We start from the raw sequence: 13,409 nt of genomic DNA on the forward strand, positions 1-13,409 counted from the left end.
ACTGACGGAGCAGATCAGTGTCGTTGCTACTGACGGTCGGCGTGGGCTTGGACGATTGGCTGGTCACGTTCGAGAATCGCTGCTAGCTTCTCACTGCGCGTGTCGATATCGATTTCTTCGTGTTTCCAATTGCGTTCGCTTTTCCCCTCCCATACGCCGTACAGTGTCGCTCGCGGGAGTACCAGAACGCCGAACAGGACCGCGAGTTCGTACAGTAGCGTGGCAATCTGGTCCCATGTCCCGGTGAGTCGACGGGGAAAATCGACATCGAAATTAACGTGCACAGCCGGGAGCTTTCGCTCACGGGCTTCGTCGATGAACCCGTAGTCGTTCGAGAAGAGAACGACGCCAGTAGGCTTGTCAGCGTAGTACTCGGCACACCCATCGATGATACCGGTATCACCTGTTTCGGTTGCGACAATATCGTGTGGTCGCGTTTCACGCAACCGGCGGAATTCCCGCAATCCAAGCCGGGTTTCACGGTTATCTTCTGTCGGCTGCCCGGCCAGCCGTTCGTATTCAGGGCCGAACGCGTCCGCCAATTCAGCGGCAGGCATCGCGTTCTTCCCGTACCGGTAACTGATGCTCAATTCGGAATCGACGCCTTCGAGCAAAGCGTACCCGTTGACCGGTGCCCGGCCACCCGGTTTCGTGTGTAGCACCGGGTCAATCTCAAGTACGTCGTGCATCCGCCACGGTAGGAGATTTGTATCGAAACCAGCGTACCGCGGTGGATGCCCTTCTTGCAAGTCTTGATATCCGTACCGGGTGATGAATTCGTCTAATTCCTCGCGGTTTTGAATGTCGACGAGCCTGCTGGCGGTGACGGCTTTGACGTACGCTGCTTCGTTCGGGAGTTCCTTGCGAACCGTCGGGCCATGTTCGCGTTCGATCTCGTCGAGTGCGTCTTCGTACGTCACTGCACCGGTGGTCATACTGACGGTACTTTCCGTAGCGTCGCCGAGGTCGACACGAAACAGCTCACCGATTTCATCTGCCGGGTGAACCACTGAGAAGGACTCCTCACCGAGTTCGTACAGTCCGTTCAACAGCAGCACTAGGTCTTCGTGTGCGAGTTCCATCAGAGGATTTCCGTGAAATCGTACAGTTTCGCTGCTGTCCGTGGAATCTCCGGGTAAATGCGACTGAAGTAATCGCTTGATTCCAGGTAGAAGTAGAAGATATGGTCCGCGTTGTACGTCATCCCGGCGTTGAACGCGATTACGGACATGAATTTCCGCCCGGGCGTGACGTCGACAGCAACGTTCGCAGCTGCGTCGTGTGCGTCGGTGATTGCCTCTTGGAAGTGAGTGGCAATTCCTTGGAAGTCTGTCTCGTGGTCGATGTGTCCTGTTTCGATCGTTGGGCTCTCGACGCCGTACTGCTCAAGCAGTGTCCGAGTGAGGACTTTCGTATCGGAGAGTGCATCTCCAAGCCCGGGATTATCCAGAAAGTACACCGTGTCAGGAATGAATTCAGAGTTGAGTCCATCCCCGGCACACGCCGCTGCAATCGGATTCACCATCGCCTCTACAGTCGTGCTTCCCGAACTCACCCAAACATTGTCCATCGTACCTATCATTTTACTAAACTATGATAAACGTTTACCTACTGTTACGATTCAATTCGTGTGAGAGGTTCCAATACCGTGGCGTGATTCGCCACACGAGACTAGTCCCCTGGATTGCTACGAACAATGTCGTAGGCCGTAGCGTCGGCTAGGTCCCACTGGAGGCGGTCGATTGATTCTTCGTTCACCTCGTGATATGAGAGAGCGTACACGCGAGCACACGAATCGAACACGTCCTCTGTGATTCGATACTCGTGTTCAACCGTCGCTTTGCTGTCGGCCTCTGTTTTCGAACGGAGCAACGATGAGCGAACAGAGACACCCGGAAGCTGTGTCTGTTCAAACGTGGAGTCAGCAGACTCAGATGGGTCGCCGAGACCATCTGGCTGGATGAGGTGCCACCCATCACTGTCAGTGTAGAGGAATTGCGTCCGAAGCCCCTCGCTGCGTTGTGATTGGACGTGCAAATTGACCGGGTCTTCGGACCAGACACGACGACTAACCATGTGGCTGAACACAAGTGGCTCGTCGCCAAGAACCTGCGTCTCAATCGGGAATCGCTTGAGAACAGGGTCGAATTTAGCTGGTGAAGCGCGTGCCTGTGTGAGCAGTAGTTGTTCGTCGTGACGCGTCACACCGAACTGCCACGGTTTTGCGTCGGATCCACGGTACGTCTCGACGTAAAGCGGGTCACCAACGCTCATCGTGGCTCCATCACCTGTTTCCGGTATCACTGGTCGGTACAGGTCGCCATCAACGACGACACCAAGCGGGTGAAAACTCACATCGAGTCCTTCGTACCAGTGTCGATAGGCCAGTTCCAGACTACTGGCTTGCTCGCCAGAGGGAGCAGAAAAAGTTGCGTCGGTCTGGCCAGGTCCGTGCGTTGACGACCCAACCACGAGCGAAGCTTTCGATAACTCGAAGCGATGGAAGTTCATCGCGCCAGCACTGTCGAACCGTCCAGCGAGCTCGCCAGCTTCCTGTGGGTCAGTCAGTGAGGCAACCAGACTGATTTGGATAGTCGGTTCAGCGACTTGATGGAAACAGCCAATCTTGAGCGTTGGGTGGGCTTCTAGTTGATCGATATTCGCACGGTAGAACCCGATCAAGTCGGCTACCGACAGGCCAGTACTCGCATCGATTTCAGTCGCACTCAGAGGAACGAACCAGAGGTCGCGTTCGTGAGGCCAACAGCGAGTGAGATTTGAATAAAACATACACCCGCGGCCAGGCGTTTCGTTCACGGTGGCGAGCAAGTCCTGCATGTCTCCGCTATCTTCGAACCTCGGAACATCGTCGCTAGGATGAGGGTCACTGGCTGGCTCTGCCTCTGGTTGAGCTGCGTTCCAGCTATGCGACACTTCATGGATTTCGGTTGCGGAGTCGAAAACGTCAGCCGTGACGATGTCGCTGTCCGCGTCAACGGTTGCAATACCTTTGATCCGGTCGTCGCTGAGAGAGAGACCGGTGGTGACCACGCTGAGATCCACATCGTTGATATCTGCTTCTTTCTGGACCGTCTGCCGTGTCTGATACTCGATATTCCCGCCGCTCGATTCGAACTCGTACGTGAGGTTGTATAGTGACATCCCTATCTACTCCGTTTGTATAGTCGTGTCAGCGGGCCCGAGCGGGCTATCATACGTTCCGTTCAGAACTCCTCGTCTCCTCGATGCAGTGCTGTACGAGTTCAGTATCATGCATGCTCAATCTGCGAGAGCGCCCACGACGCTCGTTCCCGAACCGCTTTCTCATCGTCTTCGTCCAGTCGCGCTTCCAGCACAGGCTTTTGTTCCGCGGCGCGAAGGTATCCGAGCGCCCAACACGCATTCTCCCGAACGGCCGGCTCGTCGTCAGTCAGCAACTCGACAAACACTGGCATGACGTGTTCGACAGCATCCGGAAAGTCCTCGGCCACGCGCGCAAGTGCCCCACTCGCATTGACCCGCGTGTACGCATCATCGACTGTGAGGAGATCGGCGATGTCATCGACATACGGCTTGATAACATCAGTATGGATCGCTGCGACCTCGAACAGTAACGCAACCGCGTTATTCCGGAGCCGGTGATTCTCAGCGGTCAACAGATGTGCAACATCATCAACGATATCGACGGCGAGACTCGGTGAGACCTCAACACACCGACCAAGCGCCGCGATCGCACTCATTCGAACACTGTCTGATTGGGACTCGTCGAGGACGACCGTCCCGAGCAGGTCCACAACGGGTGTGACAGCGTCCGGGTGCTCGCGTGCAACGGCTGCAAGCGCAGTCACGGCGTCGTCGATCCCGTCAGCACGAGCCTCGATAACCGTCGATAGGCCCGGAACAGCATCGACAGCATCACTCGGATCCGCCGACGCGATGTGTGCAACACACGCAGCAGCCTCTCGACGCGCGGACACACGCGTGGAATCCAGGTACGACGCGATCTCGGTTACTGCGGGTGCGATATCACCCGGATGCTGGTCCCCAATCGCACTGAGCGTCGCTAACGCATCGGCCGGTGAGACCAGCTGCGAGTCGCGCATCAGCGATCGGAGAATCGGGATCGCTGGCGTACAGTCGCCGGGACGCACCGTTGCGATGGACCGCAGCGCTCGCACGGCCTCTCGCTGCTGGAGCGAACTCATCTCCTCACGATCGATGAGAGACAGCACCGCTGACACACGGACTGCGTCAGGATTAGCGGACGCCGCTCGTCGAAGCAGCGTTGCCTCTTCAGCCAGCGAATCCGCCTGCGTCGTGAGCGTCGCCACTGTCTCAGCCGAGATGTCTACCACCGAGACCCGTTCAATAGCATCCATCGACACGATGAACTTGTCAGTACCTGGTTCGAACGGCGTGCAAAGCGCACCAGGCGCTTGCGACGGCTCTTCCAAAAACACTGCATCCACCGAAATAGTCGATAGCAGTGCTGTGGTCGTGCTGTCGTCGCTCGTGTACGTGAGTTCGAAGGCTGGTGCCTCACGGTTCTCGCTGAGCCATGAGGAGAGATGCGACGCATCAGCCGGTATGATACCAGCCGAGGTCGGCCGGCCACCGTCTGTCACGGGCTCGTTGACCCACGGCAACGCCGGGTCGATATCACCACGCGTGACAGCCGGCACGAAGTCCCACGCGTGATAATGCGTCCATCCATCGACATCGCTCAGGTCGAGATCATCGATGACAATGTACTCCTCAGCAGACGGGTGCAGGTCAGCGATCAGTGCGAGTCGTTCACGCCGCGTTGGAAACTGTTCGTAGTACCCGTCAGGTTGCTTCGAACCAAGCCACTCGTCCCACGAATCGCTGTGCTGACCGACGATATCGACGACGCCGGGAATCGCCGCTTCATCGGCAAGCGACTGGTTCCCGATTGCGTACACTGCGTGATCAGTGTCGTGTGCGAGGTGTCGAACCCACGCTAACGGCACCGCTTCGTGCTGCGGGTGCGCGTTCACGTCAACGGTCCAGTCACGGTCGAACGCGAAGACGATCATGACTCGTGAACCTCAGTGGGAGTGTCCGCGTGTTCACAGAGCGTGTCGAGGAGTTCCAGTTCCTGCTGGAGCGACGCGTCATCTACTGCGTCCATCTCGTCTGCGAGGTATTCACGGAGGTCAGCGAACCGGCGGGCGTACTCATCAGGGACCACGAGCGGGACGGATTCGCGTTCGTGTTGTCCGCGCTCATCGTGGAGCAACCAGTCGTCGACGCCGGTCGCGCCATCAGCGCGGTCGTGGACGTCTTGGGCCCACGCTCGAAGTTCCCGAGCGTACCGAGCCAGCGACACGGCCTTCCGCACGCCGGTATGCGCGAACGTTTCAGGCCCGTCAGGCATCGTGACGGACACGCGCTCTGTCTGCTCACTCCCATCCCGTTCCGTCCATGATGCGGTGAGCTCTATATCACCATCCTGCTGCGTTTCCGACAAGCGGACTAAGATGACACCACCACGGGCTTTCCCATCCTCTTTGGCCGATGGGAACAGCGTTGAGACGTGCATCAGCTGGTCGCTCGCATCGTCCGCCGACGGTGACCCGTGAACGGCTTCGATCTCGTACCCGTCCGCATCGAGTTCCAGGTCGAGATCGTACACGAGCGGCGTTACCATGTAATCGAATTCGTCGCCGAGGCGCTGCTCGAACTCGTCGGCCGAATGGATGAAGTAATGATTCGCCCCGCGAATCCCTGACAACGCATCAGCCAGTTCCGCGTTCGCATCCAATCCCATGCCGACGAACGTCGTGTGGATACCGTCCGCCGCGGCAGCCTCGAACAGTTCCGTCAGGCCACTCTCACCGGTCTCACCGGTGTTCGGCATCATGTCGGTCATGAACACCACGCGGCGCTCGACGCCCCGACTGGATTCCCCGTCGACCAGCATATCCATCGCTGCTTCAAACCCGTCTTCCATGTTCGTACTGCCACCGGCTGCGATCTCACGGATGTGCCGCCGAATCGCCGGCATGTCTGTCGCCCCGACATCCCGAAGTGGCTTCGCAACGTGCGCCCGGTGGTTGTAGAGGACAACACCGAGTCGGTCCTCGGCGTGCAGTTGCTGCGTGAGTGCACACAGCGACTGCGTCGCCGCCGCCAGTTTCGTCTCACCAGCAGTATCAGCCTCTTGCTTGCGGCCCTGCTCGTCGTAGTAGTACTCATCGAACGGACTGGACATCGAACCCGACACATCGAGGACGGCCACGAGGTCGAGCCGCGGCCGGTCGAATTCGGACACGGACAGCGTCGAATCGAGGCCCACCGAGAGGTACTGTTCAGTGTCACCAGTTAGTGGATGCGTACTCATCGCAGCGGCGTACCGTGGCGCGAACAACGCGTCCGATGCAGTCCGTTCACCAGTCTCGAAGTAGTAGTCATAGAACAGCCCCTCGTCACTGATGGCCTCGGGTTCCGGCGTGAATCCGTTCGCAACGTTCTCGCGGAAATTCACGACGTCTTTCGCGCCACCAGCAGCAAGCCCGACCGTTTCAGACGCCATGTCGTTCATTGCCGGAGCGGACTGCACGGACTCGTTCATCACGGGCTGTGAGTCAGCGTGCAGTTCGATTTCGTCAAGCTGGCGAGCGCACGACCGGCAAACGTAATCGGGCGTCTCAACTGTCGACGACGACTGATCGTTCCCCATTACTTGCCAGTCATCGACGGCCTCGGCCTCGACGGTGACCGCCTCGACAGACGAGTCTGCATCGAGAATTCCGAACACGTCGTCGATACCGAGTTCTTCGACGGCTGCCGCGACAGCGCTGTCCACGGTATCGATGACTTGCCCTGGTCGAAGCTCACCACCACACTTGGGGCACTCACCGATCGGTGCGTGGGTCAAGTCGATCGGCGACGCACCGAGTAACTCCGAGAGCTGGTACGTTGCCCCTGTTTCGAGATGACAGAGCGAGTCGCTGTCCGGCGTCGCAATCACTGAGAACTGTTCGCCGGACTGGTCGGCAACGAGTACCCGCGTAACATCTGTGCCGCCGGCGTTGATCTTTCGCTTGGTTATGAATTCGACTTCGATGTCGAGTCGCGCGCCTGGCCGTACATCCGTGTATATCCCATCCATAGTTTTGCCTTGACTGCCTGTCACCCGGACAGCCCGCGGGTTTCCGACGACGATACACTCGCTCCCCGTCCCTGCAAGCAAATTACCACCATTGCAGTGGTGTTTTTGCGTTAGCTATATCCAATAATATGCCTCTTGTTGATATAAATCCTTCGACAAAGCGCAATATAGAGAAGTAGGAACTCTCAATAGCTACATTGCAATGCCGATTAACCCAAGTACCTGCGGCCAATAGTACAGTCAGACACGACTAACATGCAGACAACCACCACTGTGGCGTCGAGAAGACAAACGGAACAATCATTGCGACGCCACTCCACGACAAAGCAACTGTATTATGCCTATTGACGCTGGTGACGCCTTGGTCCAAGCACTCCACGACCACAACCCGTGGTGGGACCAAGGCACCGATGTATTCGACCTGCCAACCCGGCAGAAAAGCGACTTCTATCATCTCGCCCGACCAGAGCAGCAAGGCAGTCAGTTCGAAGATCAATCCATACTCGCCCTCGTCGGTCGCCGCGGCGTCGGCAAAACGACGCTACTCCATCAATTCATCCAACACAGAATCGCAAACGGCGACGCACCGGAGCAATTCCTCTACCTTCCATTCGACGCCAACCCACTCTACCAACTCCAATCAGACGAACAGCTCCGGCGCGTCGTCCGATACTACGAAAGCCGCATCCACGGCCGAACCGCAGACAACAACCCACACTTCATCCTCATCGACGATATCCATCAAATCGAACACAGTAACAAACCAACAATCGATGGATGGGGCACCGCAATCACAACCCTACTCGAAGACACACCGGACCGTCATCTCGTCATGACCGCAAGCGCCGGCGTCCAAATCAAGCGGGAACTCGCCAACACCACCCTCGAAGCGGACCAATACCAGATCCAACCCGTTCTCCCCGAGAAATTCCGGGATTACCTCTTCACACTCTATCCAGACTTAGAAAACGAGGAGACCCGTGTGAGTCCCACCTCGCTGCGCCGCGGAGAGCACAGTCTCCCCGCCGCACTCCAAAACGGTGATCCTGACCCGTTCGTTGAAGAGCTCCAACGGAAATACGAGCAAGTAGCAGACGTCGAACGCCGCATCCAATCACAGGTCGCCGATTACCTCTCGATGGGCGGCACCATCAGTTACGAACACGATGGCGTTGTCGAATCAGCAGCCGATCTCACCACTGACGACTACACGCGCCTCCGCGAAAACGTGCAAAACGCACTATACCAAGACGTCCCCGGATTCGAATCAATTCAAACAATTGCAGATCTCGAACGGTTATGCGCGCTGGCCGCTCGCAACCGTGCGGCCGAATCCTTCCGATACCAGGATCTCGTCGAACTATTCGACGTCGACCGCCGCACCATCGCCGACAGCTACCTCCCCGCCTTAGCCGAACTGTACCTCCTCACCGGCGTTACGGAGTACGATAACAGCCGCCCGCGCGGTGTCAGGCTCTACCTCCGCGATACCGGCCTCGTCACCGCACTCGCTGACGGCAACGCATCCACTGTTCGAAACGATTTCCAACGAGAGGCAGAACTCGCCCGCATCGCAGCATTCGATCACACGATGCGATTCGCCTACGGAATCAACGCTGCACAGGGGAACGACCCAACCCCGTCCGTCCAGTACTGGCGTGGCCGCAAGGGCGAAGTTGACTACATCTTCGAAATCGGGGATACACCAGTCCCAATCGCGCTCGCTTACCGCTCCCGAGCCCGTGACGACTCGCTGGCAGCTGTCCAACAATTCAAGCAGGAATACGACACACCAGTTGGCTTCCTCCTCACCGGCGATACCGTCCAAGACACCGAGCCAATTCGAAAACTCGACGACGGCATCATTCAACTTCCGTACTGGCTGTATCTACTTCTCTGCTAGAAACACAATCAGGGCTGTCGAATCAACAGACTGGTCCAGACAATCAGCCAAACAGCCTGGAGAGGAAACCACCAGATTCGTCGTTTGACTCAACGCTTTCTTCTGCATCTTCTTCCCCTGCTGCGTTGTTCATACCAGCCTCAGCTGCACCGTCTAATAATTCATCGACAGTGTACCCTGCCCACTCGGCGAACTCTTCAGGGGCACCGATGTACACGCTGGACGCGGATTTTTCGGCCATGAATCGTTTCGGGAGACGTTTCGCGTAGTCGTGGACTTCGTACCCGTCCCGGTCAAACTCAGCAGTGATTGCCCCTGGCTCTGGTTCGAAAGAGACGCGCCCACCTTGAATGTCTCGCTGCCAGTTGATTCGACCCGTATCGTACGTCTTCTCGGCTGGCTCGTCCGCAGGGAAGTACTCGGGCTGCTCCCGGCCGGCTTCCTCGTAGAATTCCCGGACAATGCGCCGGACGTCTTCGATAGTACCCGTCCCGTCTTCCCACGGTTGCTCGGTAAGCATACGTCGCGCAACGTAACTGAAGATCGGATTCTGTCGTTCCAAGACCTCTGCAAGGTCATCTTGTGCTTCTCGGAACCCGGGATCTTCCGGATTGGAAGGGAACGAAACGTCCATACTCAGGATTTTCATACGATTCCGGAACTCCGATTTCGGGAGTGCATCGTTCGTCGTGAAAATGAGGCACGGCTGGTCAACGCTAGTCGGGGTCCAATCACTCCAGTAGTTCCGGATCGGGCTCCACCGCTGGATTTTCTCTTTTTCAGCGTCAATGATGGCGTACGGGAAGCTGGTGTCCCATTGACGGATTCCGCGAATCTCTTTCACGCCGACATCGTCGGCATCCACGCCGGAAATCACCGTGTTGTCCGAAATGAGTCGTAGTATGTACTCGGTGAGCTTGTCTTTCCCGGCGTCGCTTTTCCCCTCGATGTAGAGGTGCTGCAGGACGTTATCGAGTGTTCGAGACGGTGAGGACAGCGCCTCCGCGTACTGGTTGGCGAACGGTGCCCAAAACCCGTACAGGAACGCTTCGTACATTTGGCCCATCACCGCAGTTTCCGACTGCGTGTGCCCGTGGTTCTCCACTGTCTCGATGTAGTCCTCGATAGTTTCGAGACAGTGGTTGAGAACAGCTGGCGTCGGGTCATCAGTAGCGACGAGAATCATCTCATCATCGTCCCCGATGACGAGTTGCTCAGCATCCGGAAGCACCGACATCGTCGGAATCGTGGTCGATTCCTTGACCTGGTTGTTGTACGCGCTCAGAGGCGCAGTGATACTGTGATCCTCGACAGTCGCACCGCGGTCACGGAGCCCCGTCCCGAATTCGTCGGCTGTGTCCCTGTCGACCTTGCTCGTCCCCATCCGTATCTGCTCATCAGGGGCCCGGACACGCGGCCGATCAAGCGTCTCAGTCAGGTCCGTTTCGTGGTCTGATTCGACCAGTCCGACATCCGGCGACTCTGTGTCTTCACTGTCTCGCTCAGCATCATCGCCACTCGCGGAGTCATCAGGCTCGACGACGGTTCGGTCAGCGTTCTCGGGTTCTTCCACGAACGCGACCGTTTCGTCAGCGCCCTCAGGATCATCGACGACCGCAGTAACGTGGTCAGCGACCGATTTGAGGTCCTCGACCGCGTCTTGATTCAACGCGGCCGTGTCGCTCACGTCAAGGTCCCCTGCACCGACCCAATACTCGATGCGGTTGTCTCGTTCTTCTGGCGTGTCTGCGTCTTCGAGCGCCTCAACGAGCCCGTCGAGAAGCGTCTGGTCGCTGTACCCCTCTCTGTACTCGTCGATGAATTGCTCGAATTGCTCATCGAGTTGCGTACCGACATCGGTCGTGATAACCGAGATTTGGTTCGTGTGGTACTCCCACGAATTCCGTGAGAGGTTCGCTGAGCCGTGGACAAGTTTGACCGTGTCATCAGGCATGACAATACGGTAAATCTTCGAATGGACGGTTTTCTGGTTCTTCAGCCGAACGGTGAGTCGCCCGTCCTGGCGAAGCTCCACGAGCGACCGTGCGGTCGATACCTCATTGACTCGGTCAGCATAGTCGTCCGCATTTCCAATCAGAACATCGAGAGAATCGATGTCGTACTCGGTGAGCATCGTCACCATCAATTCGGGCGTCTCCGCGTATGTGACCGCGTCGACGTGGCGAGCCCCTTCGAACAAATCCAGAAAGTCCGCCCGTTCTTTCACCATCGCCAATCGAAACTCAGCGGCCCCCGACCCGTAGAACTCTGGCATATCGGCGAACCGATCGAACGAGATGTTCGCCGTTAGTTCATCCATACGCTACTTCCCCACTGCTTACCAATAAACACCGACGAAGCGACTATTCAGAAGTCTGTGCCGGCGCACCGTTCGAACAGGACCTTATCATAGGTCCTCCTTGCCAGAATCACTATCGACGATAGTGACAGCGTCCTCGATGTCTTCATCGGCGAGTGCTGCCGAGTCCATCTCGGATGTCTCAGCCGTCTCCTCGTCAGTTGCATCTTCCTCATACGTAGCGAACATCCGATCCACGCCGTCTAATGCTGCAGTGTAGCGGTAGAGATCTTCCCGATCGGTACGTGCGTGGTAGTATCCGTCGAGGGTCTTGTCGAGATAGTCGCTGTCGTAGAGGCGCTTCAGTGTGACTTTCGCAGTATTGTGTGGAATGTCGATTTCATCGTGAATATCTCGTGGACTGTATCCGTACTCATCATTCTTGTAGAGGAACGCAACGATATCTGATTTTGTCGTCCCCGGCGTCAGGTCAAGGTCCGGGTCGTGGTTTTCGAGTGAGACAGGCATGTAACTGATTGTAACCGATTGAAACTCATGACTCTGACGGGCGATTCAACACAACTCAGTCGGGCCGGCAAGCTCCCGGCTCGGCACCAAAATCGAATTCTACGCCCGCTTCAAAAAACGAGACATGCACATAGATAGAGAAACAATCGAGAACAGGAGTACCGATGCGGTCTTTGAACGCGGGAGAAACTACCGTGACGAGCGGCGTGTTCAGCAACTGGATCGGTTCGATAACCTCGTTACGGCGACCGTCAGCGGCTCGAATCTGTACGATGTGACTGTCGAATTCGACGGAAAACGTATCGACACCCGGTGTACCTGTCCGTACGACGGGAGCGGCGACTGCAAGCACGTCGTCGCAGTGTTACTGGATATTGCCGCCAATCCACCACAGGATGAGAGTGACCGTGTCGAGGCAGTTTTAGACGACGTGTCGACCGACGACTTGCGTAAGTTCGTCTGTGATGCACTCGCCAAACACCCTGAGTTACGCGACCAATTTCTTGCTCGATTCGGCGACGACTACAAATCGGTTGACGATTATCGGGAGGAAATTGCGCAACTGTTGGAACAGCATGCCGACCCGGTCGTATTCGAGGCCATCGACTTCTCTAGGTTTTTCGAGATTGCCGAGCAGTATCGGGACCGCAACCGGTATTTGGCCGCTGCAACCGTCTATCGAGCGGTGTTTGAGGAAGTCGACGAGAAGTACAATTGGATTGACGGTGCCTACGATCACTACGCACAAACTATCCAGACCGCACTTGATGGATACACCGACTGTGTTCTTGCGACGAACCCAACTCCTGAGGAATTCGACACGTACGCCGGTGTGTTAGAAGCTCGGGCAACGATAGAGCCTCGAATCAATGACGAACAGTTTTGGCGCGCACTTGACCATCTTGAAGAGCGATACGAATGAGCAAACCAACAGATTGATTCGCAATTGGAGCTTGCCCAATTTGACGAAAAATTACAATCAGTATAACATTGGTACCGATTATGGCGCAAGATACAGAGAGTGAGTTCAGCAATGGGGTTGAGTCTATGAAGAGTGTCTCGTTCAACCAGCCGTGAGCTACGCTGACTTAGCGATGTGATTCGACTTTGATGACTGGATAGCCCATTTCGTCGGCAATGATAGTAACAGTGGTCGTATCGGCTTCAAACTGAAGCGTCATCTTCAGCTGGTGGTCTTGGAAAAGCCCGTCAAGTGCATCTGTGTTAATATCTTCACTAATGAGCCATTTTTGTTCAATCACATCCTCATCGTGTGCCTCTGCTACCGCTGTTACGACAGCTGTGCTTAGCTCTTCGCCCTCAACTGGCTCATAGTGGAAACTCTGTTGATTACCCATGCACGGTATTGGAAATGACAACTAAAAACAATTAGTCCCACTATGTATCTTGGTAGTCACCTTATCGACCGTTCCATGAACCTGGAGAGCACAATTTTGCTGTTGAGTGTGAGTAATTAGGTAAAATCGGTTGGGTATGTAACTTTTACCCGTATATGGCTGAGAATACCACACTTACCTGGTAGA

The 13,409-nt window shown here is 56.3% G+C and carries 10 protein-coding genes; 2 read left to right on the forward strand and 8 right to left on the reverse strand.

All coding sequences use genetic code 11. From position 1 onward, the window contains the following. Nucleotides 1–26: 26 nt before the first annotated feature. From NJQ98_RS10620 to NJQ98_RS10640, 5 genes are all read right to left on the reverse strand, one after another. Nucleotides 27–1,082: a hypothetical protein gene (locus tag NJQ98_RS10620; protein ID WP_262178388.1), complete on the reverse strand. Its 1,056-nt coding sequence runs from the start codon at nt 1,080–1,082 to the stop codon at nt 27–29. After that, nucleotides 1,082–1,570 (reverse strand): hypothetical protein, encoded by a 489-nt coding sequence (locus tag NJQ98_RS10625; RefSeq protein ID WP_262178390.1) that lies wholly within the window; start codon nt 1,568–1,570, stop codon nt 1,082–1,084. Before NJQ98_RS10625 ends, NJQ98_RS10620 begins: the two co-directional genes overlap by 1 nt. Before the next feature lie 101 nt (nt 1,571–1,671). Continuing rightward, a complete protein-coding gene (locus tag NJQ98_RS10630) occupies nt 1,672–3,162 on the reverse strand; it encodes a hypothetical protein (RefSeq protein WP_262178392.1) in 1,491 nt (496 codons plus the stop codon). 107 nt (nt 3,163–3,269) lie between these two features. Continuing rightward, nucleotides 3,270–5,057, reverse strand: coding sequence for a HEAT repeat domain-containing protein (locus NJQ98_RS10635; protein WP_262178394.1), 1,788 nt, complete (start codon nt 5,055–5,057; stop codon nt 3,270–3,272). Beyond that, nucleotides 5,054–7,135, reverse strand: a complete 2,082-nt coding sequence (locus tag NJQ98_RS10640) for a vWA domain-containing protein (protein ID WP_262178396.1) — start codon at nt 7,133–7,135, stop codon at nt 5,054–5,056. Before NJQ98_RS10640 ends, NJQ98_RS10635 begins: the two co-directional genes overlap by 4 nt. 337 nt (nt 7,136–7,472) lie before the next feature. On the opposite strand from NJQ98_RS10640, the gene NJQ98_RS10645 reads away from it, so the two are divergent. Continuing rightward, nucleotides 7,473–9,038, forward strand: coding sequence for an ATP-binding protein (locus tag NJQ98_RS10645; protein WP_262178398.1), 1,566 nt, complete (start codon nt 7,473–7,475; stop codon nt 9,036–9,038). Between the two features lie 43 nt (nt 9,039–9,081). Here NJQ98_RS10645 and NJQ98_RS10650 read toward each other — a convergent pair whose 3' ends face one another. Together NJQ98_RS10650 and NJQ98_RS10655 are read right to left on the reverse strand one after the other, a co-directional pair. Continuing rightward, nucleotides 9,082–11,358 (reverse strand): phospholipase D-like domain-containing protein, encoded by a 2,277-nt coding sequence (locus tag NJQ98_RS10650; RefSeq protein WP_262178400.1) that lies wholly within the window; start codon nt 11,356–11,358, stop codon nt 9,082–9,084. 87 nt (nt 11,359–11,445) lie between these two features. After that, on the reverse strand, nt 11,446–11,865 hold the full coding sequence (locus tag NJQ98_RS10655; RefSeq protein ID WP_262178402.1) for a MarR family transcriptional regulator: 420 nt from the start codon (nt 11,863–11,865) through the stop codon (nt 11,446–11,448). Nucleotides 11,866–11,989: 124 nt separating this feature from the next. Between NJQ98_RS10655 and NJQ98_RS10660 the strand changes: the two genes are divergently transcribed. Continuing rightward, nucleotides 11,990–12,787 (forward strand): SWIM zinc finger family protein, encoded by a 798-nt coding sequence (locus NJQ98_RS10660; protein ID WP_262178404.1) that lies wholly within the window; start codon nt 11,990–11,992, stop codon nt 12,785–12,787. 166 nt (nt 12,788–12,953) lie between these two features. On the opposite strand, the gene NJQ98_RS10665 is transcribed toward NJQ98_RS10660, so the two are convergent. Continuing rightward, the gene (locus NJQ98_RS10665; protein ID WP_262178406.1) at nt 12,954–13,223 is read right to left on the reverse strand and encodes a HalOD1 output domain-containing protein; all 270 of its coding nucleotides are present in this window, start codon (nt 13,221–13,223) and stop codon (nt 12,954–12,956) included. Between the last annotated feature and the right edge of the window lie 186 nt (nt 13,224–13,409).

It is taken from the genome of Haloarcula laminariae (assembly GCF_025457605.1).
Classification (GTDB): Archaea; Halobacteriota; Halobacteria; order Halobacteriales; family Haloarculaceae; genus Haloarcula; species Haloarcula laminariae.

Coding starts and splice junctions, on each gene's coding strand:
- NJQ98_RS10620 (WP_262178388.1), bottom strand. CDS start 1,082: ATGGAACTCGCACACGAAGACCTAGTGCTGCTGTTGAACGGACTGTAC.
- NJQ98_RS10625 (WP_262178390.1), bottom strand. CDS start 1,570: ATGGACAATGTTTGGGTGAGTTCGGGAAGCACGACTGTAGAGGCGATG.
- NJQ98_RS10630 (WP_262178392.1), bottom strand. CDS start 3,162: ATGTCACTATACAACCTCACGTACGAGTTCGAATCGAGCGGCGGGAAT.
- NJQ98_RS10635 (WP_262178394.1), bottom strand. CDS start 5,057: ATGATCGTCTTCGCGTTCGACCGTGACTGGACCGTTGACGTGAACGCG.
- NJQ98_RS10640 (WP_262178396.1), bottom strand. CDS start 7,135: ATGGATGGGATATACACGGATGTACGGCCAGGCGCGCGACTCGACATC.
- NJQ98_RS10645 (WP_262178398.1), top strand. CDS start 7,473: ATGCCTATTGACGCTGGTGACGCCTTGGTCCAAGCACTCCACGACCAC.
- NJQ98_RS10650 (WP_262178400.1), bottom strand. CDS start 11,358: ATGGATGAACTAACGGCGAACATCTCGTTCGATCGGTTCGCCGATATG.
- NJQ98_RS10655 (WP_262178402.1), bottom strand. CDS start 11,865: ATGCCTGTCTCACTCGAAAACCACGACCCGGACCTTGACCTGACGCCG.
- NJQ98_RS10660 (WP_262178404.1), top strand. CDS start 11,990: ATGCACATAGATAGAGAAACAATCGAGAACAGGAGTACCGATGCGGTC.
- NJQ98_RS10665 (WP_262178406.1), bottom strand. CDS start 13,223: ATGGGTAATCAACAGAGTTTCCACTATGAGCCAGTTGAGGGCGAAGAG.